Origin of the sequence: Sphingobacterium chungjuense, from assembly GCF_011316935.1 — a bacterium.
Taxonomy (GTDB): Bacteria; Bacteroidota; Bacteroidia; order Sphingobacteriales; family Sphingobacteriaceae; genus Sphingobacterium; species Sphingobacterium chungjuense.
The window spans coordinates 125117-149074 of the sequence record NZ_WLYS01000007.1 but is presented as its reverse complement, the minus strand read 5'-3'; the positions used below and the strand labels follow the sequence as shown (position 1 = coordinate 149074).

Annotated in this window: 22 protein-coding genes; 16 read left to right on the top strand and 6 right to left on the bottom strand. The window is 43.0% G+C overall.

Going from position 1 to position 23958, the window contains the following annotated elements:
• Positions 1–71 precede the first annotated feature (71 nt).
• Genes GKO22_RS15185 through lepB form a run of 5 tightly spaced genes read left to right on the top strand, consistent with a single transcriptional unit; the run spans position 72 to position 4798 of the window.
• On the top strand, positions 72–872 hold the full coding sequence (locus GKO22_RS15185) for a ParA family protein (RefSeq protein ID WP_166336510.1): 801 nt from the start codon (positions 72–74) through the stop codon (positions 870–872).
• A 7-nt stretch (positions 873–879) separates the two neighbouring features.
• Positions 880–1821 carry a ParB/RepB/Spo0J family partition protein gene (locus GKO22_RS15180; RefSeq protein WP_166336507.1) on the top strand — a complete coding sequence of 314 codons (942 nt, stop codon included), beginning with the start codon at positions 880–882 and terminating at the stop codon, positions 1819–1821.
• The gene (locus GKO22_RS15175) at positions 1772–2575 is read left to right on the top strand and encodes a DUF5683 domain-containing protein (protein WP_166336266.1); all 804 of its coding nucleotides are present in this window, start codon (positions 1772–1774) and stop codon (positions 2573–2575) included. Before GKO22_RS15180 ends, GKO22_RS15175 begins: the two co-directional genes overlap by 50 nt.
• Before the next feature lie 25 nt (positions 2576–2600).
• Positions 2601–3344, top strand: a complete 744-nt coding sequence (gene dapB / locus GKO22_RS15170) for a 4-hydroxy-tetrahydrodipicolinate reductase (protein WP_166336505.1) — start codon at positions 2601–2603, stop codon at positions 3342–3344.
• A 5-nt stretch (positions 3345–3349) separates the two neighbouring features.
• The gene (lepB, locus tag GKO22_RS15165; RefSeq protein WP_166336503.1) at positions 3350–4798 is read left to right on the top strand and encodes a signal peptidase I; all 1449 of its coding nucleotides are present in this window, start codon (positions 3350–3352) and stop codon (positions 4796–4798) included.
• 98 nt (positions 4799–4896) lie between these two features.
• On the opposite strand, the gene GKO22_RS15160 is transcribed toward lepB, so the two are convergent.
• Positions 4897–5616 (bottom strand): pyridoxine 5'-phosphate synthase, encoded by a 720-nt coding sequence (locus tag GKO22_RS15160; RefSeq protein WP_166336501.1) that lies wholly within the window; start codon positions 5614–5616, stop codon positions 4897–4899.
• A gap of 113 nt (positions 5617–5729) precedes the next feature.
• On the opposite strand from GKO22_RS15160, the gene cdaA reads away from it, so the two are divergent.
• Positions 5730–6524 carry a diadenylate cyclase CdaA gene (gene cdaA, locus GKO22_RS15155; RefSeq protein ID WP_165799113.1) on the top strand — a complete coding sequence of 265 codons (795 nt, stop codon included), beginning with the start codon at positions 5730–5732 and terminating at the stop codon, positions 6522–6524.
• Positions 6525–6603: 79 nt separating this feature from the next.
• Here the strand turns inward: cdaA and GKO22_RS15150 are convergent, their stop codons facing one another.
• Positions 6604–7446, bottom strand: a complete 843-nt coding sequence (locus tag GKO22_RS15150) for a DUF2911 domain-containing protein (RefSeq protein WP_166336499.1) — start codon at positions 7444–7446, stop codon at positions 6604–6606.
• A 120-nt stretch (positions 7447–7566) separates the two neighbouring features.
• Between GKO22_RS15150 and miaB the strand changes: the two genes are divergently transcribed.
• Genes miaB through secG form a run of 5 tightly spaced genes read left to right on the top strand, consistent with a single transcriptional unit; the run spans position 7567 to position 12276 of the window.
• The gene (gene miaB / locus GKO22_RS15145; protein WP_166336497.1) at positions 7567–9000 is read left to right on the top strand and encodes a tRNA (N6-isopentenyl adenosine(37)-C2)-methylthiotransferase MiaB; all 1434 of its coding nucleotides are present in this window, start codon (positions 7567–7569) and stop codon (positions 8998–9000) included.
• A 31-nt stretch (positions 9001–9031) separates the two neighbouring features.
• The gene (locus tag GKO22_RS15140; protein ID WP_116776976.1) at positions 9032–10312 is read left to right on the top strand and encodes a sigma-54 interaction domain-containing protein; all 1281 of its coding nucleotides are present in this window, start codon (positions 9032–9034) and stop codon (positions 10310–10312) included.
• 10 nt (positions 10313–10322) lie between these two features.
• On the top strand, positions 10323–10850 hold the full coding sequence (locus GKO22_RS15135) for an LptE family protein (protein ID WP_166336495.1): 528 nt from the start codon (positions 10323–10325) through the stop codon (positions 10848–10850).
• Between the two features lie 13 nt (positions 10851–10863).
• The gene (locus tag GKO22_RS15130; RefSeq protein ID WP_166336493.1) at positions 10864–11904 is read left to right on the top strand and encodes a hypothetical protein; all 1041 of its coding nucleotides are present in this window, start codon (positions 10864–10866) and stop codon (positions 11902–11904) included.
• Positions 11905–11916: 12 nt separating this feature from the next.
• Positions 11917–12276 carry a preprotein translocase subunit SecG gene (secG, locus tag GKO22_RS15125; protein ID WP_116776942.1) on the top strand — a complete coding sequence of 120 codons (360 nt, stop codon included), beginning with the start codon at positions 11917–11919 and terminating at the stop codon, positions 12274–12276.
• Positions 12277–12355: 79 nt separating this feature from the next.
• On the opposite strand, the gene xylA is transcribed toward secG, so the two are convergent.
• Both xylA and GKO22_RS15115 read right to left on the bottom strand, forming a co-directional pair.
• Positions 12356–13684 carry a xylose isomerase gene (gene xylA, locus GKO22_RS15120; protein ID WP_166336491.1) on the bottom strand — a complete coding sequence of 443 codons (1329 nt, stop codon included), beginning with the start codon at positions 13682–13684 and terminating at the stop codon, positions 12356–12358.
• The gene (locus GKO22_RS15115; protein ID WP_166336489.1) at positions 13681–15177 is read right to left on the bottom strand and encodes a xylulokinase; all 1497 of its coding nucleotides are present in this window, start codon (positions 15175–15177) and stop codon (positions 13681–13683) included. Before GKO22_RS15115 ends, xylA begins: the two co-directional genes overlap by 4 nt.
• Positions 15178–15264: 87 nt before the next feature.
• Between GKO22_RS15115 and GKO22_RS15110 the strand changes: the two genes are divergently transcribed.
• On the top strand, positions 15265–16284 hold the full coding sequence (locus GKO22_RS15110; RefSeq protein WP_166336487.1) for a LacI family DNA-binding transcriptional regulator: 1020 nt from the start codon (positions 15265–15267) through the stop codon (positions 16282–16284).
• Here GKO22_RS15110 and GKO22_RS15105 read toward each other — a convergent pair.
• Together GKO22_RS15105 and GKO22_RS15100 are read right to left on the bottom strand one after the other, a co-directional pair.
• Complete coding sequence (locus tag GKO22_RS15105) at positions 16281–16790, bottom strand: TlpA family protein disulfide reductase (protein WP_166336485.1); 510 nt, start codon at positions 16788–16790, stop codon at positions 16281–16283. The genes GKO22_RS15110 and GKO22_RS15105 overlap by 4 nt on opposite strands.
• A gap of 6 nt (positions 16791–16796) precedes the next feature.
• On the bottom strand, positions 16797–18008 hold the full coding sequence (locus GKO22_RS15100; protein WP_166336483.1) for an alanine dehydrogenase: 1212 nt from the start codon (positions 18006–18008) through the stop codon (positions 16797–16799).
• A gap of 147 nt (positions 18009–18155) precedes the next feature.
• On the opposite strand from GKO22_RS15100, the gene GKO22_RS15095 reads away from it, so the two are divergent.
• The 4 genes from GKO22_RS15095 to GKO22_RS15080 all read left to right on the top strand — a co-directional run bounded on the left by GKO22_RS15095 (position 18156) and on the right by GKO22_RS15080 (position 23954).
• Positions 18156–20018, top strand: a complete 1863-nt coding sequence (locus GKO22_RS15095) for a polysaccharide biosynthesis protein (RefSeq protein WP_240920329.1) — start codon at positions 18156–18158, stop codon at positions 20016–20018.
• A gap of 80 nt (positions 20019–20098) precedes the next feature.
• Positions 20099–20770 carry a tetratricopeptide repeat protein gene (locus tag GKO22_RS15090; protein WP_166336479.1) on the top strand — a complete coding sequence of 224 codons (672 nt, stop codon included), beginning with the start codon at positions 20099–20101 and terminating at the stop codon, positions 20768–20770.
• A 66-nt stretch (positions 20771–20836) separates the two neighbouring features.
• Positions 20837–21325 (top strand): 6,7-dimethyl-8-ribityllumazine synthase, encoded by a 489-nt coding sequence (ribH, locus tag GKO22_RS15085; protein WP_166336476.1) that lies wholly within the window; start codon positions 20837–20839, stop codon positions 21323–21325.
• Between the two features lie 316 nt (positions 21326–21641).
• A complete protein-coding gene (locus GKO22_RS15080) occupies positions 21642–23954 on the top strand; it encodes a GH92 family glycosyl hydrolase (RefSeq protein ID WP_394352165.1) in 2313 nt (770 codons plus the stop codon).
• The last annotated feature ends 4 nt before the right edge of the window (positions 23955–23958 follow it).

The following is a 23958-nucleotide window of genomic DNA, read 5'->3' as shown; positions in this document are numbered from 1 at the left end:
TAGAATGTTATCTTGCTAGCATGTAGCTGCAGAATTAATCGGTTCATACTCAGTTATAGGTTATCATCAATATGGGAAAAATCATTGCCATTGCAAATCAAAAAGGCGGCGTTGGGAAAACAACTACCGCTATTAATCTTGCCGCTAGTCTGGCAGTATTGGAATATAAAACCTTACTCATCGATGCAGACCCGCAGGCAAACTCCACATCCGGTATCGGTTTCGATCCGCGGGAGATAAAGACAAGTGTATACGAGTGTTTGGTCAATGATTTAGCTCCGCACGATGCGATTAGACAAACGGAAACGCCGCATTTGGATCTTCTGCCAGCACATATCGACTTGGTCGGTGCAGAAATTGAGATGATTAATCTCAACGAACGCGAGTACCGCATGAAAAATGTTCTCGACACGATCAAGGACGATTATGATTTTATCATTATCGATTGTTCTCCATCTTTAGGATTGATTACCATCAATGCACTGACGGCATCTGATTCGGTTATCATCCCGGTGCAGTGTGAATATTTTGCCTTGGAAGGACTGGGCAAATTGCTTAATACCATTAAAATCGTTCAAAATAGATTAAATACCGAACTCGAAATCGAAGGTATCCTACTTACCATGTACGATGTACGACTTCGATTGTCTAATCAGGTCGTTGAAGAAGTGCGTACGCACTTTACCGATCTGGTGTTTGATACCATCATTCAACGCAATACGCGCCTAAGTGAAGCTCCGAGTTATGGAATATCGGTTATTATGCACGATGCATCATGCAAAGGCGCGATCAATTATTTAAATCTGGCGCGCGAAATCTTACAAAAGAATGGTCTTTTGTCGGTAGAAAACAAAGAGTCAGCGACAGTATAGAAGAGATATGGCAGCACAACAGCGAAAAATAGGATTGGGTAAGGGTTTAGGTGCATTGCTTCAAGATGAGGATATCAACAGAGGACAATCTGCGACTAAGGTAAATACCGAGAACAGAGACCGACAGTCGGAAGTGAAGCCCGTTGGTGGGATCAATTTTATAGAAGTCGCTCACGTAGAGATAAATCCATTTCAGCCGCGTACGGAGTTTGATGAAGTGGCTTTGCAAGAGCTTTCCGACTCCATCAAATTGCAAGGTCTTATTCAGCCGATCACCGTTCGGCAGATGAGCAAAGATTCGTACCAACTCATCAGCGGTGAGCGCCGATTACGCGCCTCCAAATTGGCAGGAATCACGGCAATCCCAGCATATGTGCGTACGGCCAACGATCAGCAGATGCTGGAAATGGCGTTGATCGAAAATATTCAGCGCGAAAACCTAAATGCCATGGAAGTGGCGTTGAGCTTTCAGCGTATGATTGAAGAGTGTAATTTGAAACAAGAGGAGCTTGGCGAGCGTGTTTCTAAAAATAGAAGTACAGTGACCAACTACCTTCGTCTTTTGAAATTACCTCCAGTGATACAAGCTGCCATACGCGATGGGCAACTGTCTATGGGGCATGCTCGCGCTTTAATCAATATTGGCGGCGAAGAAAAACAACTTTTTGTATTTCAACAGATTATAGAGCAGAGCTTGTCTGTCCGTAAAGCGGAAGAACTAGTGCGTGCGATACAGCAGGGGCAAGCTGAAACAGAAACCAATGCGAAAGCAGAAGGAGCGAAGAAGACTTTGAACTTTCAATATCAGAAGATACAAGACGATTTGGCCTCTCGATTTGCTGCGAGCGTCAAGCTTAATATGAAAAATAGTAAAGGAAAAGGTGCTATCGAAATTCCATTTGATTCCGAAGACGATCTTGGCCGTATATTGGAGTTGCTTGACTGGTAATTGTATGCGGTATCTCGGCGTTTTATTGTTTACATTTTTATGCTGGGGAACCTTGCAGGCACAAGATCGCGACAGTATTATCCGTACGGCAGATAGCATGGCCAATAGTATATTAGCGGATTCTGTACGAGCAAATGTCGAGAAAAAAGAAACGCGCGCTGAACGCCGAGCTCGTACACGAGAGGAAAAAGAACGCGAAAAATACTATTTTAAAGGTATTTTAAAGGATTCGGCTCGCTTAGAAATCGAACGCGTATCTCGTGTCGCGTGGCGACGATCTGCGATCTTGCCGGGTTGGGGTCAATACACCAACGGCGGCTTGTGGTGGGTAAAAGTACCTGTGATATACGGCGGATTAGTAGCTGGATATCTTACCTTTGATTATTGGAATTACTTTTATCGCGAATACCAGACCGAATTGCAGTTTCGTTTTAATAACAATGGGGAACCATCGGATGGACCTTTAGGAAATAGACCAACAGGTTCTGAGCCATCGCTCATACGTCAACGAGATAATATGCGGCGTAATCGCGATATTGTGATATTGGCTACTTTGGGCTGGTACGGTCTCAATGTGGTAGAAGCTTATGTAAACTCCATGTTGAGTAATCGCTGGAATATCAGCGATGATTTGTCTTTTAGAGTAACACCAACGGTGATACCTACCTATCCCAGTGGCATGGCAACGAATGCACGCTTTGGAGCAGCTTCTTTGTTTACTCCGGGCTTCAAACTAACAGTGAACTTACATTAAAATATCAACCAATTACAGTATAAAAATGAAAATTGGATTATTAGGATACGGCAAGATGGGGCAGCTTATTGAGCGGTATGCCATCAAAAGAGGACATGAGATTGCATGGACTATCGATGCCAATAACCGAGAAGATATCACTTCCGTAGATCTAAAAACGGCAGATATTGCGATCGATTTTAGTACGCCAGATGCGGCGTTAGATAATATCAGTCTTTGCTTTGAGCACGATCTTCCGATCGTGGTAGGTACTACAGGTTGGTACGATCATTTGGAAGAAGTCAAGGCAACATGTGTAGATGCTAATCAATCCATGCTATATGGGTCTAATTTTAGTATCGGTGTCAATGTCTTTTTTCACGTAAATAAGTTGTTGGCCAGGGCGATAAGTCCTTACAAGCAATATGATACACAAGTAGAGGAAATCCATCACATTCATAAATTGGATGCACCAAGTGGTACGGCGATTACGATTGCAGAAGGTATTTTGGAGGCTTATACTGATAAAGATAATTGGGTGAATCGCTTAGAAGGCTCGGGTGAGGAAATCATTCCGGCAAAGAACGAATTACTCATTGAGAGTTTGCGACTGGAAGAAGTGCCGGGTACGCACACCGTGTTATACAGTTCAGAGGTCGATCAGATTGAATTTAAGCACACGGCGCACAGCCGAGATGGTTTTGCCTTAGGAGCTGTGGTCGCAGCAGAGTGGTTAGTTGGTCGGAAGGGATTCTACCAAGTGACAGAAATGTTTGATTTTAATAAGTAGTATACATGATCTATTATATTTTATTTGCCTTATTTCTCATCGTATCATGGTACGGCCTTTTTCTATTATTCAGAAAAGCCGGAAAGCAAGGTTGGGAAGCCTTTATTCCTTTCTATCGTGAGGTAATATTTGCCGATTTAGTAGCGCGACCTCGTTGGTGGGTGCTTTGGTTATTAGTACCGATTGTCAATGTGTTTGTATTCTTCGGATTGTATTTTGATCTGTTGAAAAGCTTTGGCAAACGTCGGTTTTGGGAAACTGCTGCTGCGGTACTGGTTCCCTTTATTGTATTGCCGATGTGGGGTCGGGATGCGACGGTAAAATACTTAGGCCCATCCAATACCGAAGAGTTTAAAAAGAAATATCCGTATAAGAAATCTGCGGTGCGCGAATGGACTGATGCCATTATATTTGCAACGGTGGCCGCATCACTGATCCGTAGTTTTTTAATTGAACCCTATGTGATCCCGACCGGTTCGATGGAGCGCACTTTATTAATTGGTGATTTCTTATTTGTCAGTAAGTTGAATTATGGGGCACGGGTTCCGATGACTCCTTTGGCTTTCCCATTCGCCCATCATACGATGCCGATCACGGGCGGCAAAGCCTATTCGGAATGGATCAAAATCCCGTACAAACGCTTGCCAGGATTTCAAGAAATCAAAAGAAATGATGTGGTCGTCTTCAATTATCCGATGGATGCTGACGCGCCATTCGAAAGACCGGTCGATAAACGCGAGAATTACGTGAAGCGCTGTGTAGGTATGCCGGGCGACGTGATCACCATGAAAAGCGCACAGCTATTTGTTAATGGAGAAGAAGCGTTCGAAAGTCATAATCTTCAACCAAGCTATATCGTAATCACCGAACAGCCATATGGCTTAGATTTGAATCGACTGGTGGAGAAACGCTACGAATTAAGCACATATCTAAACGATCCGTCGAGAGGTGTATATGTATTGCACATCACACGCGAAGAGGCAGAAGAAGTGCGAAAATGGAATAATGTAAAAGAAGTGATTGAGCAGGTATACGGACCAGATGATAATTCGGAAATGGCACAAGCATTTCCATTCTACAAGGATGGTACGGTCTGGAATTATGACAACTTTGGTCCATTCACTATTCCTAAAAAAGGTTGGACTGTCAAGTTGGATAGCAAAACTTTACCATTATATATCCGTGCTATCACGGTATACGAAGGCAATACGTTAGAAGAGCGTGCCGATGGACTTTATCTCAATGGCAAATTAGCAGATAGCTACACCTTTAATATGGATTATTACTGGATGATGGGCGATAATAGACACAATTCTTTAGATTCACGTGGCTGGGGCTTTGTTCCCGAAGACCATATTGTAGGTAAAGCCGTATTGACTTTCATGAGTTATGATGAAGACGGAACTTTCTTATCGAAGATTCGTTGGAATAGAATTTTTAGAGGCATCAATTAAGGCGTTTACTGGGCGCTTCAGCCCGCAGTAAACAATATGAAATCGAAAGGCGCACCAATTTATTGGTGCGCCTTTCGATTTTAATAAGTAGGGAGTTTTTACGCTTTGAGCGCCGCCAAGTATCTTTTGATCGTTTCTTCCAATCCGAGAAACAACGCATCCGCTACCAAAGCATGGCCAATACTCACTTCTAATAAACCTGGAATTCGCTCATTGAAAAACGCCAGATTATGCAAGTCTAGATCATGTCCGGCATTTAGCCCTAAGCCCACTTCACGTGCCTTTAATGCAGCTTTAAAGTAAGGTTCAATGGCTTTTTCTTTATCGTAGCCAAACTCCGCCGCATAGGCTTCGGTGTACAATTCCACGCGATCTGCGCCAGTTTCTGCGGCTGCTTCCACCATGTCCTCCACAGGATCCACAAAAAGCGAAACGCGAATGCCTTCCTGTTGGAAGCGGCTTACCATATCGCGTAAGTAAAGTTTATGTTTTATGGTATCCCAGCCGTGGTTAGACGTGATTTGCTCATTGGCATCCGGTACCAAAGTTACTTGCGAAGGTTTGTTCGCTAGCACCAGCTCCACAAACTTATCTTCTTGACAGTTGCCTTCGATATTAAATTCAGTTTGGATTTCTTTTTTTAGATCATACACATCCTGATATCGGATATGGCGTTCATCTGGTCTTGGATGCACCGTGATTCCTTGCGCGCCAAAGCGTTCACAAGCGATCGCAGTGGTCAGTACGTTGGGAATATTGCCGCCACGTGCGTTGCGCAAGGTGGCGATCTTATTGATATTTACAGATAATCTAGTCATGTACGGTAGCTTGTTATATCACAAATATAATCAATATAAAATGGCTGCAATTGGCTTAAATTATATAACAGTCATAGTACAGGTTGCAGAATATTCATTAAATTGCAGAGTATATGCAAGGACTGGATTTTAATCTTCTGAGTGGTTTCCGCTGGTTCGATTTTATCGACATTTTGTTGGTAGCCATTATCATTTACTATGTATATAGTTTGATAAAAGGTACCATTGCCGTCAACATCTTGATTGGGGTCGGTCTGTTTTATGGTATTTATCTGGTCGTGAAACAATTGGAGATGCGTCTATTGACGGAGATCTTTGGCGGCTTTATCTCGGTAGGATCCATTGCGTTGATCGTCGTGTTCCAACAGGAAATTCGACGTTTTTTGCTGCATATCGGTAAAAACATATCCATGCGTCGCAAGAAGTTTATCTGGTCATTCTTTGGGGCACGCAAAGCCGTAGAAGGAGATCGATCAGAACTGATCAAGCCTATAGTAGATGCCTGCCGAAGCCTAGCTAAGTCACAGACCGGTGCTTTGTTGGTATTCTCTCGTCATTTCGATGAAGAATATTATCAATCGAGTGGTGAATATATCGACGCTCCGATTTCAAAAAGACTGTTGGAGTCCATATTTTTTAAGAACTCGCCACTGCATGATGGCGCTGTGGTCATTGTTGATTTTCGGATTATGACCGCTAGTTCGGTATTGCCTCTGTCGGATAGTGAAGATCTGCCGCCGCAGTTTGGTTTGCGGCATCGTGCCGCGATCGGGGTTACAGAAGTTTCGGAAGCCGTTTCCGTTATTGTATCTGAAGAGACCGGAGAGATTTCATTCGCCAAGGATGGTAATGTAAATATGAATCTTTCTGCCGAGGAGCTGGAAGCTATTCTTAAAGAAGAATTATAATTACTTCATCCAATAAAAAGCCGTCTGTACGCCTGCTCCCGTGAAGAAGCTTATACAGACGGCCTGAATATCGTGTTGCTTACTTCGCAGCTTTAAGCGCTTGTGTATTCAATTTGATGTATTCTGAATTGTTTGCTTGTGTAGCTATATCAATTCCTTCTTGCGCAGCTTTAGCAGCACCTGCTTTGTCACCGGCTTTTGTCAGAATTTGAGCTTTCCAATATTTAATATGTGGCGCTTTGGTATTTCCTTTGTCTGCTTCCTCAATCCACGTTACCGCTTTAGCGATGTCAAGGTTATTTTGGAAATAATATTGCGCTGCTTGGAAATAAGGTTTTTTCTCGCCTTTCATTGCATTATCCAAGGAAGCCATGATCTCTTTAGTCTGATCAACAGATACAGTAAATGGAACTGCTACGTTCTCCCAACTCAAAACCACATCTAAACTTTTTGTAGTAACATTCTCAAAGTTGATGGTAAAAGTCTCTACCTTTTTGTTCAGCTTAACTGGTTTTGCGGTAAAACGAAGCAAATCATCCTCTTGTTTATACGTGTAGGCGCCCCACTGTTCCGCGGTTTTATTTAAGATGATTGTCCAATCTCCTTTATTAGGAATGGTAAATAAACCATACGTTCCGGCAGGTACCGTTTTACCTTGAATCGTTACTTCGCTATCGAAAGTAATCGCGGTAGCGTTGTTCGCTCCGGTGCGCCATACTTCGCCATACGGAACTAATCCGCCAAATACTGTTCGTCCATTGCTATTAGGGCGCTGATAAGTAAGCGAGATCTTGCTAATACCTAATCCTTGCGATACTTGTTGCGTGCTACTTGCAGGTGGCAACTTCGCCTGTGCCTGAGCCGATGATGCTCCAGATAAGATCGCCAATGCCACGATACATGCTGATAGTGTTTTTTTCATAATTGCTTTTTTATGCTAAATTATCAAACATTAGACCGATATGCAATAGGCCAATGCAGATGACATCTTGTCACGCATTCTAAGATTTAATTCTTAACTTTGTCTCTTTGAGAAATGGACATGTTAGACTTATTACACACAACCAAAACACACGATGAAACTCGTCAAGGCGAGGCACTTGATATGGTGCCTACTGGAGCTAGCAACGGGCGAAAACTATATATCGAGAGTTACGGTTGTCAGATGAATTTTTCGGACAGTGAGATTGTAGCATCTATACTGATTGACCGTGGTTTTGAGACCACGAAAGACTTTAAAGATGCAGATGTGGTGTTTATTAATACCTGCTCTATACGCGAAAATGCCGAACAACGCGTTCGGAATAGATTGAAGGAATTTGAATCTGCCAAAGCGCGTAATCCGGGGATGATCGTAGGCGTATTGGGCTGTATGGCAGAGCGTCTTAAAGCCAAGTTTTTGGAAGAAGAAAAGTTGGTGGATGTGGTCGTTGGGCCAGATGCTTACCGTGATCTTCCGAATCTGATTGAGCAGGTTGATGATGGTGCGAAAGCTGTCAACGTGCTATTGTCTCGCGAAGAAACATATGCAGACATTAGCCCGGTGCGATTGAATTCCAACGGCGTAGCCGCATTCATATCCATCATGCGTGGCTGTGATAATATGTGCTCATTCTGCGTTGTTCCTTTCACGCGTGGTCGAGAGCGTAGTCGCGATCCGCAGTCCATCGTACAAGAAGCGAAGAATCTTTTTGAGGCTGGATATAGAGAAGTGACGTTGTTGGGTCAGAATGTGGACTCGTACAAGCACGCTCAGAAAAATGAAGATGGCGCAGAGGCGGCAGAAACGGTGAACTTCGCCACGCTATTAGCAATGGTGGCCGATGTCAATCCATTGTTGCGCGTTCGATTCTCCACCTCACATCCAAAAGATATTACCGACGAGGTATTGCATACCATTGCTCGGTACGAGAATATTTGTAACTATATCCATTTGCCAGTTCAATCAGGCAATTCACGGATTTTAGATATCATGAACCGTACTTATGATCGCGAATGGTACATCGATCGCGTCGATGCGATTCGCCGTATTATTCCGGGTTGTGCGATATCTACCGACGTGATTACAGGATTTTGTACCGAGACAGAAGAAGAGCATCAAGATACCATCTCCATGATGGAGTACGTAAAATACGATTTCGCCTACATGTTTGCCTATTCAGAAAGACCGGGAACATTGGCAGCCAAGCGGTTCGAAGATGACGTGCAGGAAGAGGTAAAGAAACGTCGTTTGACCGAGATTGTGGCTTTGCAACGCACACATGGACACGAGCGCATACAAGATTACGTAGGCAAAGTGCACCGCGTATTGATCGAAGGATTATCCAAACGTTCGGATCAACATTATTGCGGTCGCAATGATCAGAATGCGATGTTGGTATTCCCGTTAGATGCTCGGTACAAAGCCGGCGATTATGTGGATGTATTGGGAGAAAGTTGTACTTCAGCAACTTTAATTGGAAAAATAATCAATTAAAAAAGGCGCTAAAAGCTAAAATGTACCCATGGTGGATCATCAGGATTTAAAAAGTAGATTTGGAATTATTGGCAATTCGCCTTTATTAAATCGAGCACTCGATATCGCCCGTCAGGTCGCACCGACGGATATCTCCGTATTGATCCAAGGCGAAAGCGGTTCGGGAAAGGAAGTTTTTTCCCACATTATTCACCAACTGAGCGCACGCAAGCATGGGCCATTTATCGCTGTTAACTGTGGCGCTATCCCAGAGGGAACGATTGACTCGGAGCTGTTTGGCCACGAGAAAGGCTCTTTCACGGGCGCGACCGAAGCGCGCAAAGGATATTTTGAAGTCGTCGATGGCGGCACCATCTTTTTAGATGAAGTTGGCGAGTTACCATTAGGCACGCAAGCGCGTCTATTACGCGTATTGGAATCTGGCGAATACATTCGTGTAGGATCTTCCAAAGTGCAGAAAACAAACGTTCGCGTGGTCGCTGCTACCAATGTAGATATGTACACCGCGGTACAGAAAGGCAAATTCCGGGAAGATCTATATTATCGGTTGAATACCGTACCCTTGAAAATTCCAGCCTTAAGAGAGCGTCCCGAAGATATCTATTTATTGTTTCGGAAGTTTGTGGTTGATTTTGTGGATAAATACCGTACACCGAGCATTCAGTTGTTGCCCGATGCGCAAGACTTATTAGTCAGTTACAATTGGCCGGGAAATGTTCGCCAGCTAAAAAATATCGCAGAGCAAGTAGCCGTTTTGGAAAGAGAGCGTAATATCAATGCGGCCATCTTGAGCAATTATATTCCGGCTGATGCGAAGCAATCTAATCTGCCAGTTTTCGTAAACGAACAGAATAAGGATGATTTTTCAGAGCGAGATTTGCTGTACAAAGTCCTGTTTGATATGAAGCGCGATATGGTTGACCTGAAGAAATTAGTGGTCGAGCTGCTGCAAAATGGCATCAATGCGGGAACGTACGAACAAAACTCTCCAGTAATCAATCAGCTGTATAAAGACATTGATAATAACAGTGGAAATGTAGCTGCGCGGATGAGTGATGAATATGGCTTACCTTCACCGGCGACATTAACCATTCACAACCCGAATAGACCGAAACCGGCTAACGGCGAATACCGCTATAATGCGCAAGATGTAGAAGAAATAGAAGAGTCCTTGTCATTGGTAGACAAAGAATCGGACCTAATTAAGCGCGCATTGAAAAAGCACAAAGGTAAGCGCAAAGCAGCTGCACAAGAATTAGGTATTTCCGAGCGCACCCTTTACCGTAAGATTAAAGATTTGAACCTAGATTAAGACTTCGTTTATGAATCATCATAAATCCATACTTACTGTCATTATCACTGCTGTGATGTTAATTTTTACCACACAGAGTTGCGGGGTAAAGTATAGCTTGAGTGGCGGCAGTATCCCTGAAAATATGAATACCTATACGGTCGAATTCTTTGAGAATATTGCTCCTATGGTGATTACTTCTTTAAGTCAAGACTTTACAGAGGGATTAAAAGAACGGATCAGGACACAATCTAGACTGAATCAAGTAGACCAGAATGGAGACGCTATTTTTGAGGGTGTGATCACGAACTATACCATATCTTCCGCCGGTGTAGAAGCTAATACGAATCTTGCCGCATTAAACCGATTGTCTATTACGGTAAAAGTGAAATACACGAATCGCAAAGATGAATCCGGAGAAAGCGATTATGAAGAAAACTTTACGCAGTTCAGAGAATTTCGAGGAGTTGTCAATACCAACACAGAGTTACAGTTAACTAGAGAAATTATCCTAATGTTAACAGAGGATATTTACAACCGGACATTCAATAACTGGTAAGTCAAGACCCGTCATGAACCAAGCATCTACATCAAATATCAAACAATTATTTGCCGAAGCATTGCGAGATCCGAATGCCGTATCCGATGTGGATTTTCAATTGCTGTTTTCCGAATATCCTTTCGCTCAGGCGCTTGTATTTGCCTATCAATGTCGTCGGGCAACTGCTGCCGATCCAAGTGTGCAAGCGACCGTACAGAAGGCATTACTTCACACCGATAATCGGTATTGGTTGTACGATTTGGTTGAGCAACGTGCCGATAATATGGCGGATGAAAATTGGGTAAAAGAGGAAGAGATTGAGCCAGCTGCGATCGAAGAGGAAATTGTGGCAACTACGACAGAGCAAGAGGAGGTCGAAACCGAAAATACGGGCGACGAACTTGCGGAATTGATCTTCGAGCAAGCACAATCTGCCGACTATTTTGCGCTAGAGAAATCAACGGAAGTAGCCGATCCAAGTACCGACATAGCTGCCGTAGCTCCTGTAGAACCAAGTGCAAAAGATGCCGATAGTGAAGAAGACCTAAGCGTATACGACGATGAGCTAATGCCCTATAGTTTTCGCTGGTGGCTGTACAAAACACGTCTCAAACACGCAGATACCTATCAGCCTTTCGTCAATTTACAATCGCTTACCGCACGTGCTGATGGTCAGTTTGTCCCGTCAAAATTTGATGAGACGATTTTAGATCATCAGATCAGAGAAAATATCTTCCATTTGCAAGATCCGGAAGATAAGCTGAGTGCGGCTATTCGCCAGAAAACAGTGGAAGTATCCATGCCGAAGAAAACCGATGCGGTCATCGAACGCTTTATTAGAGAAGAACCTCAAATACAGCCACCAACACCCGATGTGGTCAACAATGAAAACAAAGCTAGAAAGAGCGCGGAAGACCATTTCTCATTGGTTACGGAGACATTGGCCAATATTTATATTGAACAAGGATTGTATCCCAAAGCTGCTGATGTTTTTAGGAAATTAATTTCGATTAATCCAGAAAAAAAAGCGTACTTTGCGAGCCGAATTGAAGAATTAGAACAAAAATTTTAATATTTATATAGTATGGTTACCCTAATCATTATTTTAATTGTATTAGCCAGTGTGTTACTTGGTTTGATCGTGTTAATACAAAATCCTAAAGGTGGAGGTTTATCTTCTGGTTTCGCAGGCGGTTCTAACCTTATGGGCGTGCAACGTACCGGAGATTTCTTAGAAAAAGGAACTTGGGCATTGGCTATTGCATTGATGGTTTTTTGTTTAGGTCTTAACATGGTTGGCCCAAGCGGATCTACAGGTTCATCCGATAGATTGAACGATCAATTGGAAGCACCAATGCAAAATAATCCTGGATTGAATATTCCGACAAACGAAGCACCTGCACCTACTGCTGCACCAGCTGCTGGTGATACAAGTGCTAACTAAGCGTAAGTAAATAATTCTCATTATACAAAAAGATCGGCCTTCATCTCGATGAAAGCCGATCTTTTTGTATAGCACATTTTTAAATGTAGCGGTTAATCAGGTTTTCTAAGAATTCCTGTTGGCCACTTCTCACTTGTGGTTCGCCATTTGCTGCCGCAAAGTCGCGCAACGTTTCCAACGTATGGCCACCTTTCTCGAAAGAGGCGCCTTCACCATCGTCGAACGAACTATAGCGATTTTTACGAATCTTTTGATAATCTGAGTTAGTCAAAATACGATCAGCCGTTACCAATGCTCTCGCAAACAGATCTATACCACCTACGTGTGCATGTACTAGGTCTGCTAAATCTGTAGAGTTACGACGAATTTTAGCATCAAAGTTGACACCCCCACCTTGGAATCCACCAGCTTCTAAAATAATTAACATGCATTCTGTCAATTCATTGATATCATTTGGAAACTGATCCGTATCCCAACCATTTTGGTAATCGCCGCGGTTCGCATCCATAGATCCTAGCAACCCGGCATCAACAGCCACTTGAAGCTCATGCTGAAACGTATGTCCAGCTAGCGTAGCATGATTCACTTCCAAGTTGAGTTTGAAGTCATCCAACAGATCATATTGGCGTAAGAAACCTGTCACCGTTGCTGCATCATAATCATATTGGTGTTTTGAAGGCTCACATGGCTTTGGCTCGATGAAAAAAGTCCCTTTGAAACCGTTTTTGCGCGCATAATCTTTGGATAAATGAAGGAATTTGGCCAAGTGCTCCTGCTCACGCTTCATATTCGTATTAAGCAATGACATGTAGCCTTCTCTACCGCCCCAGAAAACATAGTTTTCGCCGCCTAAAGCAATCGTGGCGTCTAGAGCTGCTTTTACTTGCGCTGCACCGTGCGCCAATACATGGAAGTCTGGGTTGGTTGCAGCACCATTCATGTAACGCGGATTGCTAAACAAGTTTGCTGTACCCCATAGTAGTTTTACACCGCTATCTTGCTGCTTCTGCTTGGCGTATGCAACGATTTGCTGCAAACGATTTTCATTCTCTACGACATCGTTGGTGAAGTCGACTAAATCTACATCATGAAAACAATAGTAGGGGATTTGTAATTTGGTGATGAATTCAAATGCGGCGTCCATCTTGTCTTTAGCGCGAGCTACTGGATCGCTTTGCTTATCCCAAGGGAAGATATGCGTGGCGCCACCAAATGGATCTCCACCATCGCCATTAAAAGAATGCCAGTAAGCGCAGGCAAACTTAAAATGTTCAGCCATCGTTTTTCCCGCAACGATCTGATCTGGATTGTACCAGCGGAAAGCGAGGGGATTGTCGCTCTCCAAACCCTCAAATTGGATTTGCTTAATGTCTTTAAAAAATTCTTTTTCGCCTGTTAACACGTTCATATGGTATTTGTATTTAATTTTTGAGTTAATTGTTTTTTCCAGTTTTGGTACAATTCCTCGTACCGGTCTGTCAGACCTTTTTCAGGAGCAAAGTCGGCAATCACTTGCAGACCTTTAAGCGCTTCTCTCGCATCGCGATATACGTGAGCACCAATGCCTGCTCCTAATGCTGCACCTACGCTGCCATCGTTTTGATATAATTCTAAAGGCGTATTGGTCGTGGCCACAAAAGATGATCTAAACACGTCACTTTTGAATAAATTGGCGTGCCCTGCACGGATTACCTTTGGCATCATACCATTCTCTCGCATAATATCTAAGCCATACCGAAAGGCAAATGCTATTCCTTCTTGCGCTGCGCGAAAAAGGGAAGCGCTATCGTGCCGATTGAAGTCGATATCCATAATCGAAGCTTGTATCATACGATCATTGAGCATGCGTTCGGCACCATTACCGAAAGGGAATATGCTTAAACCTTGAGCTCCGATTGGAGCGGTGGCAGCGATCTCGTTAATTTTGTCGTAGGAGAGTCCATGCCCCGCGATTTTGCGGATCCAGTTATACAAAATTCCTGTTCCGTTGATGCAAAGCAACACGCCAGTGCGCGTCGTCGCTTCGCCATGGTTTACATGGGCAAACGTGTTTACACGAGATTGCTGGTCGTAAACCAATTGATCGCTTACACCATAGATAACCCCTGATGTACCAGCCGTAGCAGCTACTTCTCCGGCTTGCATCACATTCAGCGAAAGCGCATTATTGGGCTGATCACCAGCTTTGTAGGTGACGTGCACATCGTGCGCCAACCCAAGTTCATCCGCTACAGTAGGAAGGATGCGGCCGTGATCTGCAAAAACGGGATGAATAGTGGGAATCACAGCAGCGTCCAACTCGTAGTGATCCAATATGGTCTTTGATACGCTGTTTTTAGAAAAATCCCATAATACACCTTCCGACAAGGCGCTATTCGTCGTGCAATATTCTCCGGTGAGTTGGTACGATACAAAATCGCCCGGCAGTAAGAGATGCTTCGTTTTTTTATAAATTTCGGGTTCGTGCTCTTTTACCCATCTAAATTTAGACGCCGTGAAATTCCCCGGAGAATTTAAATGCGTACGCAGTGTCTCTTGCTCGCCCAAATCGCGAAAAGCTTGTTGACCGATCGGCACCGCACGGCTATCGCACCAGATAATGGAATTACGTAGGGCATGGCCATCGGCATCCAATAAAACCAAACCATGCATTTGATAGGCAATACCGATAAATTTAATATCTGCAGGATTGTACGAGCCCGTAGCATGCGCTTTACGAATGCCGATCTGAATATGTTCCCACCACATATTCGGATCCTGTTCTGCCCAGCCCGCTTCTGGGGAATGGATGGGACTTTCTTCTTCCGGATAACTCACCGTAGCCAATGTTTTTTGACTTTCGTGATCTACGACGGAGATTTTGATGGAGGATGTACCAAGGTCTATACCAAGTAAAAGCATATTGTCATCAATTAGGTTTAAGTGCAAGCGCTTGCATAAATCTAGTTAGATTATTTTATATTTACAATTATTTGTAAAAAACCTAACGTGAAAAAAAGAACCACGATTTATGATATTGCCAAAGCGCTAAACACGACCATATCTACCGTTTCTCGCGCATTGAATAATTCTGACCTGATCAGTGATGCTACGAAAGATGCGGTGCGCAAGATGGCCGAAGAAATGAATTATCGGCCTAATAAGGTTGCTTCTTCCCTAAGTTCGGGTAAAACCTATATCATAGGCGTGATTGTGCCTAATGCGCAAATTCATTTTTTCTCTGCTTTTATTTCCACTTTGGAGCTGCATTTCAAGCGTGCTGGATATTCTATCATTTTGTATCAAAGCAATGAATCCTTGCAATCCGAGCAAAATGGTATTGCAACATTATTGGAGGCGCAGGTAGATGGTATCATTATTTCACCATCTCTCGAAACGACGGATTTCAGCCATCTTCAAAAAGTACATGAGGAACACAAGGCTTTGTTGGTTTTTGACCGAATAGATGACCGCATTCATGCACCGAAGGTCGCTATTGATGATGAAGGTGCCGGTTACCTAGCTACGTCGCACCTAATCAAATCAGGATACCAACGTATTGCTTTCGCATCTACAGCCAGCACGATTAAGATTTTTGAAGATCGTTTCTCTGGCTATACGCGCGCACTGACCGAGCATGGATTCGCTATCGATCCTCGTCTTATCGTTCGTGAAGAGATTTCAATCGAGGCAGGAATTCGCGCTGCGAATCAATTGTTGGATTTACCCACTAGGCCAGATGCTATTATCGGAGGAGATGACTTTACGGCGCTTGGTATATTGAATGTATTGCATGAACGACAGGTGCAAGCAGGAGAAATTGGTGTAGTAGGCTTTGCCAACCAAACATTCTCGGCGTACATCAATCCTTCGCTTACGACAATAGATCAACAAGCAGAAAAGATGGGTGAGGAATCGGCTCGGTTATTTCTAACGATGTTGCAATCTGCGGATCCACTCGTATTGTCTGATACAAGAATCATACTCGATCCAATTTTGATCGTGCGAGATTCTACTCGAAAAAGCTAGTAAGGTTGATCTAGATGGAGCTGAATAAGGTCGGCCATTTGCGCAAATTCCTCCGGTTCGTATCCTATTGATTGGTATATGATTTTACCATTGCGATCAATAATCACATTTCTTGGAATCGTATCCGGAGCGAATAAACTATAGACTTTTCTATTCAAATCTGGATAAAATGGAAAGGTGTAGCCGAATTGCTCTACGAAAGGAGTGAGCTTGTCCCAACCTTCTTCTCTGGCCAGTACGACAATTTCGAAATCCTCCCGATCCTTGTGCTTATCCCATATTTGCTTTTGCACTTCTGGTAGCTCTTGTCTACACGGTGGGCACCAAGTCGCAAAAAAATTGATCAAGACCACTTTCCCTTCGAGCGTTTCTGTCGATTTTTTCGTGCCGTCTTTGGTTTCTATCTCGAAGTAGGGTACTTGTTGGCCAACCTTCGTATGCCAGTTTTGCGCGGTGGCATACCAACCATTGATCAATAAAATGCTGATAATAAGGATATGTCTCATGTTTTTTTACAGATTAGATACCACGATTAAGTTAAGATCTTTAGAAGGCATATTAAATTTGCTGCCGATGTCTTTATTCGTCAGATTGCCATGATAAAGATAAATGGCACTACGAATGCCCGGATTAGCCCAAATCATATTGTTCATGCCGCCGCTTTCTCCGATCTCTAATAGAATTGGCGTGAAAATATTGGTCAACGCATACGTAGCCGTTCTTGCAACACGAGATGCAATGTTGGGTACGCAGTAGTGAATCACGTCGTACTTACGAAAGGTCGGCTGATCGTGTGAGGTAACTTCTGATGTCTCAAAACAACCGCCTTGATCGATACTTATATCAATAACTACCGAATTAGGCTTCATTCTCGATACAGTTTCTTCCGAGATGAGGCATGGCGCGCGTCCATTCTTAGCGCGCATAGCGCCGATCACCACATCGCAGGATTGCACCGCTTTGTTTAATACGACAGGTTGAATAACAGACGTGAATACACGACTACCCACATTATTTTGTAATCGACGAAGTCGAAATACAGAACTATCAAATACTTTTACTTGTGCGCCAAGGGCAATGGCTGTGCGTGCTGCAAATTCGCCAACTGTGCCGGCGCCAATGATCACCATTTCGGTCGGCGGAACGCCGGTAACGCCCCCTAACATCAGACCTTTACCATCAAAAACATTGCTCAGGTATTCCGCGGCAATCAATACAGAAGTTGCGCCCACAATTTCACTCATGGCTCTTACGACCGAGAGGTGACAGCCTTCATCTTGCAAATACTCGAAAGATAAAGCAGTAATCTGCTTGCGCATCAAGCTTTTTAACACGTCGAGATCCATCAAAGAAGGCTGATGCGAAGAGAATAACACCTGACGTGGTTTCATCATTTCTACCTCGGCAAGCGTCGGGGGAGAGATCTTGATTAAAATGTCAGACTCATACACCGTACGCGGATCGTGTGTTATCTGTGCCCCCTGTTCACTATAATGATGATCTAAGAAGTTGGAAGCATTACCTGCGCCTGATTCTAGAATTATTTCATGACCATGTTCTACCAATAGCCCGACCGATAGCGGTGTGAGTGCTATCCTATTTTCCTGAAAAGTGATCTCCTTCAGAATCCCTATTTTCAAAGAATTTTTCTGTTTCCCCGACAAAGCGGTAGATTCCTTCGTCTGAAAAATAGCTTCATGGGCTATCTTCGCCATACTGCTCATTTTTTTCCCTCATTAATAACACTAAAAATAGGAATAAATAAGTAACTTGGCAATCATTCGTAGACAAGATAAGTAGGGTATATGCCAAGTTTCAATCCGTTTAAGCATTTTAGGATCGTTCCTAGGTGGATTATATTTCTTTTTGATATGGCGGTGGCGGTTATCGCCTTTCTGCTTAGTTATCTGGTGTATAGTGCTTTCCAAGTAGATAAGATGATTCATGTCATCGTATTCTGGGAAGCATTTCTGATGATGGGAGCTACTGCAGTTTCCTTCTACTATTTCAAATTGTATTCTGGCATTGTGCGCTACACAAGTGCGACCGATTCCATACGCATACTTTCCTCCGTGCTATTTAGTGTGATTGTCATTTTAGTAGCTAAGTTTCTTTGGGCGATAGCATTTGAGCGATTTGCTGTATTGCCCATTACCTTAGTGATTCTTTATGGCTTATTTTTGTTTACCGGACTTACGATCTATCGCGCTTGTATCAAGATCTTTTTCCAATATACTAAGCTGGCCAAACGAAAGGTAAACAATGTAGTGATTTATGGAGCTGGTGACTTAGGGTTAGCTGTAAAAAGAACCTTTGATCATGACGCTCGTGGCGACAAATTGATAGTGGCCTACATAGATGACGATGACAAAAAAGTGGGGAAATCTATTGATGGCATCAAGATCTACCGTTCAAGTGAACTAAGCAAGATGATTAACAAGTATCAGATTGATGAACTCATATTTGCTTCTCATAAAATTGGTGTCGAAACGAAGCAAGCGACGGTAGATGTTTGTCTGGAACATAGCGTCAATGTGTTGACATTGCCACCAATCGATCGTATTATGAATGGCGATCTGTTGGCAAAACAGATTCAGAAAGTGAAAATCGAAGATTTGTTAGAGCGCAAGCCTATACAGATCTCGAACGAGAATATCTTACATCAGTTAAAAGGTAAGCGCGTCTTGGTAACGGGCGCGGCAGGATCTATTGGTAGTGAGATTGCTAAACAGTTGGGCAAGTTCGAGCCGCAGATGATTGTGCTTTGCGATCAGGCCGAGTCTCCGTTACACAATTTGCAGTTAGATTTGCAAGATGTGTATAAAGATCAGATTTACCACACCTACATTGGTGATGTGCGGGATCAAAGTCGGATGCGCGCGCTATTTGAGCTTTTCAGACCACATGTGGTATACCATGCGGCCGCTTATAAACACGTGCCGCTCGTCGAAAGCCATCCTATTGAGGGAGTTCGCACCAATGTGATCGGTACCTACAATATCGCCAACTTGTCTGTAGAATATGATGTGCAAAAATTCGTATTAGTTTCTACCGACAAAGCGGTGAACCCGACTAACGTCATGGGAACCACAAAAAGAATTGCAGAGATCTATGTGCAGACTTTGGACAAAAAACTAGCGCAATCTAGAGACGATCGTCGGACGCGTTTTATTACCACGAGATTCGGTAATGTGCTAGGATCCAATGGTTCTGTTATTCCTCGTTTTAGAGATCAAATTGAGCGTGGCGGCCCAGTTACAGTGACACACCCTGATATTACTCGGTATTTCATGACGATTCCTGAAGCTTGTCAACTCGTTATTGAGGCCGGAAATATGGGGATCGGCGGCGAAATTTTCGTTTTTGATATGGGTAAGTCCGTTAAGATCGTCAATCTTGCCGAAAAAATGATTAAGCTTTCAGGGCGTGTACCTTACAAAGAGATCGATATTAAATTTACCGGACTACGGCCAGGGGAGAAACTCTACGAAGAATTATTAAATGACCTAGAAAACACGCTTCCTACACACCATGGCAAGATCATGATCGCTCAAGTTCGTGAAAACGATATTGATATGGTCGAAAAATCTTTCCAAACCCTTTTTGAAAAATTGCATACACAGAATGAAACCGAAGTCGTACGTCAGATGAAACGTATGGTTCCGGAGTTCATCAGTCAAAACTCTGTATATGAGCAGCTCGATAAGGAGCAACAAGACAACGTGCTGGGCTAAATAAGTTTGCAAATTATAGCCAATTTTGTTGCATGTAATTTTGAAAAGTGTATTTTTGCGTTCCAAAATAGTATGAACTGATGTCAACGAATGAAATTAAGAATACAGAGAAGAGCCCATTGAACAAGGGATCTTTTATACAAAACAATTCCAAGAGTCTCGTATTTATCGTTGCGGGTATCGCAGCATTAATTGTACTTTACATTGGCTACCAATTTTTGTATCTCAAACCAAGAGCTGAAAAAGCGGCTAGTTTGATGTTTAAAGCGGAGCAATATGCAACCATCGATTCTTTACAACAAAAAGCGATCACAGGTGACGGTTCTCTTATTGGCCTTAAAGAGATCGCCGATGAATATTCTAATACCGCTTCTGCTAATATGGCTAATGCGTATCTTGGCGGCTTGTATTTGAAGCAAAGAAACTTCAAAGAAGCTATTACTCATCTAGAGAGATACAATGAGACAGGAAGTGAAGTGCTAGATCCATTGATTATCGGATTATTAGGCGATGCTTACTCTGAAGAGAAAATTTATGATAAAGCGGCTAAATTTTACAAAAAAGCGGCCGATAAGTCTACTAACTCTTATACAACACCCTTGTTCTTGAAAAAACTTGCATTGGTGTACGAAGTGCAAAATGATTTTAAGGGAGCAGAATCTGCTTACGTTAGGATTCAAGAGGACTTCCCAGAAAGCAATGAAGCTTCTGGCATCGAAGGACACATCGCACGTGTACAAACAAAAAAATAACGTTTCGACGTTATAAATAAGATAGGAGGGCTACTAAAAAGTAGCCCTTTTTCGTATATTTGTTCTATGTCAAGTAGTCTTAAAAATTTATCGGATTTCTCTCATTTAAACGTTCAGAATGCAGCTGGTTTTCGTTTTGCCATTTTGGTTGCGCAATGGAATGCGAGTATAACGGGCGCTTTGCTATCTGGAGCGGTTGATAAATTGCTGGCACACGGCGTAGCCGAACAGGATATTGAAGTAGTCCAAGTTCCGGGCAGTTTTGAGCTGATATCTGGTGCAGATATCGCATTGCGCAACGAAGGTTTTGATGCAGTCATCTGTCTTGGTTGTGTGATACAAGGCGAAACAAGACATTTTGATTTTATTTGCAGTGCTGTGGCCGATGGCATTGCCAATGTCGGATTAAAATACAATAAGCCTGCTATTTTTGGGGTTCTAACTACTGATAATGAGCAGCAGGCTATTGATAGAGCAGGTGGTAAACACGGCAATAAGGGCGATGAAGCTGCGGTAACGGCAATTCAGATGGCACACATCAGTCGTCGTTTCTAAATCAACTTTTTAAGTTATTCCTTTTCTTATGGATAATCTGATGCTGCGAATTGAACGCGTGCATTAGTCTTTTCAACTATTCCTTATGATGCTTTTTTCAAAATGGCATCATGTTGTTACTTCGTTTTTTTTGTAAAATACTGTTTTGACATAACCAAACTATGGTATGCAGAATTTGTATGCACTCTGTACTACTGTAAAATCCCTATTACATCTTCGTCAATAATTTAGTGAGAACTCTCAGAATTAGCTAATATTCTGTATTATTGCTAAAACGTGTTAGCTAATTAGAGTTGACAGCCTAAAATCTACTATGATGAAATGTAACTCCTTGATAAGAAATGGCATGCTATGCATCTTCGCGTTCTTGTCTGTATTTATGGGATTTGCGCAAAGCAAGAAATCAAAATCGTACGAACCTGTTGACTTTGCTGATCCCATCATCGGCACCATGTCTAAGTACGAATTGTCCAATGGAAATACGTATCCTGCCATCGCCCGACCATGGGGAATGAACTTTTGGACGCCGCAAACTGGTGAAATGGGTAATGGTTGGACTTATACCTATACGGCCGATAAAATCCGTGGATTTAAGCAAACGCATCAACCCAGTCCTTGGAACAACGATTATGGTCAATTCTCTTTGATGCCAATTACCGGCCAACCTCGGTTTAATCAAGATGAGCGGGCGAGTTGGTTCTCTCATAAGACAGAGGTAGCCAAACCATATTATTACAGCGTATATTTAGCCGATCACGATGTCACGACGGAATTGACACCAACAGAACGTGCCGCTATTTTTCGAATCACCTATCCAAAGACAGATAGTGCCTATGTGGTGATCGATGCGTTCGACAAAGGATCTCATGTAGAGATCTTGCCCGAACAGCGTATGATAAAAGGATATACTACCCGAAACAGCGGTGGTGTTGCCGAAAATTTCAAAAACTATTTTGTTATCGTATTCGAGAAGCCCTTTGCCTATTCGCAGATTGTAGAAAATGGTCAATTCGTGGCGAACAAAAAGGCGACAACTACTGATCATGCTGGTGCCATCATCGGATTTAAAACTAAACGCGGCGAAGAAGTCATTGCCAAGGTAGCATCTTCCTTTATTAGTTTTGATCAAGCAGAAATCAATCTGAAAGAAGTAAAAGATCATGATTTTGAAACGGTTTCCCAAGCTGGTCGCGATCGCTGGAACGAGGTTTTAGGAAAAGTCGAAATTGAAGACGACCGTAAGGATCTTTTACGTACTTTTTATTCCTGCCTTTACCGGTCCACACTTTTTCCTCGCGATTTCTCAGAATGGGATGCAGCAGGGAAACAATGGCATTACAGTCCTTACAACGGGCAAGTTTTGCCAGGTCCATTATTCACGGATACGGGTTTTTGGGATACCTTTCGAAGCTTATTTCCATTGTTGAATCTGCTTTATCCTTCGATGAATACGCAGATGCAAGAAGGCTTAGTGAATGCGTATAAAGAAAGTGGCTTTTTGCCAGAATGGGCAAGTCCAGGGCATCGGGCGTCTATGATTGGCAACAACTCTGCCTCTGTCGTGGCGGATGCCTTCATGACTGGCCTGAGAGATTATGACTACAATACGTTGTGGGAAGCCGTGAAACACGGTGCCAATAATGTGCATCCCACCAATTCATCAACAGGTAGAGCGGGTTATACATTTTACAACGATTTGGGATATATCCCAATAGATAGCAAGATCACACAAAACGTCGCTCGGACATTAGAATACGCCTTCAATGACTGGTCGATCTATCAATTTGGTAAGGCTTTAGGCAAATCTGCTGATGAATTGCAGGTATATAAAGAACGAGCGATGAATTACAAAAAGCTATACGATCCATCCACCAAATTGATGCGCGCGCGTAGCAGCGATGGTACTTTTAGATCGCCATTTGATCCGAGTGGATGGTCTAGAGATTATACAGAAGGCAACGCATGGCATTGGAGTTTCTGTGTATTCCATGATCCACAAGGTTTGATTGAGCTGATGGGCGGGAACAAAGCGTTTACCGCTATGCTAGATACTGTATTTGTCATTCCAAGCTATGAAGGGATGAATAGTCGTAGCATGATTCACGAGATGCGTGAAATGCAGATTATGAATATGGGTCAGTATGCTCACGGTAATCAGCCGATTCAGCATATGCCATACTTGTATAATTACAGTGCAGCACCTTGGAAAACGCAGTATTGGGTTCGTGAAATCATGGATCGCCTCTATTTGCCTACGCCAGATGGCTATTGTGGAGATGAAGACAATGGGCAGACATCGGCATGGTATGTTTATTCATCTTTAGGATTCTATCCGGTAGCGCCAGGAACCAATCAATACGCATTAGGCTCGCCGCAATTCAAAAAAGTGACGTTGCATCTGGAAAATGGCAAGAAGGTGGTGATCACGGCCGCCAACCAACAGAAAGAAAATGTGTATGTCAATAGCTTGAAAGTAAATGGTAAGAAATATTCCAAGAACTATCTGGATATTCCTACCTTGCAAAAAGGAGCCAAGTTAAGCTTTGACATGGCGCCAACGCCGAATGAACAACGCGGTACAGCATCAGAAGATGCCCCTTATTCTTTCACGAATGAACTTAAAAAATAAAAAG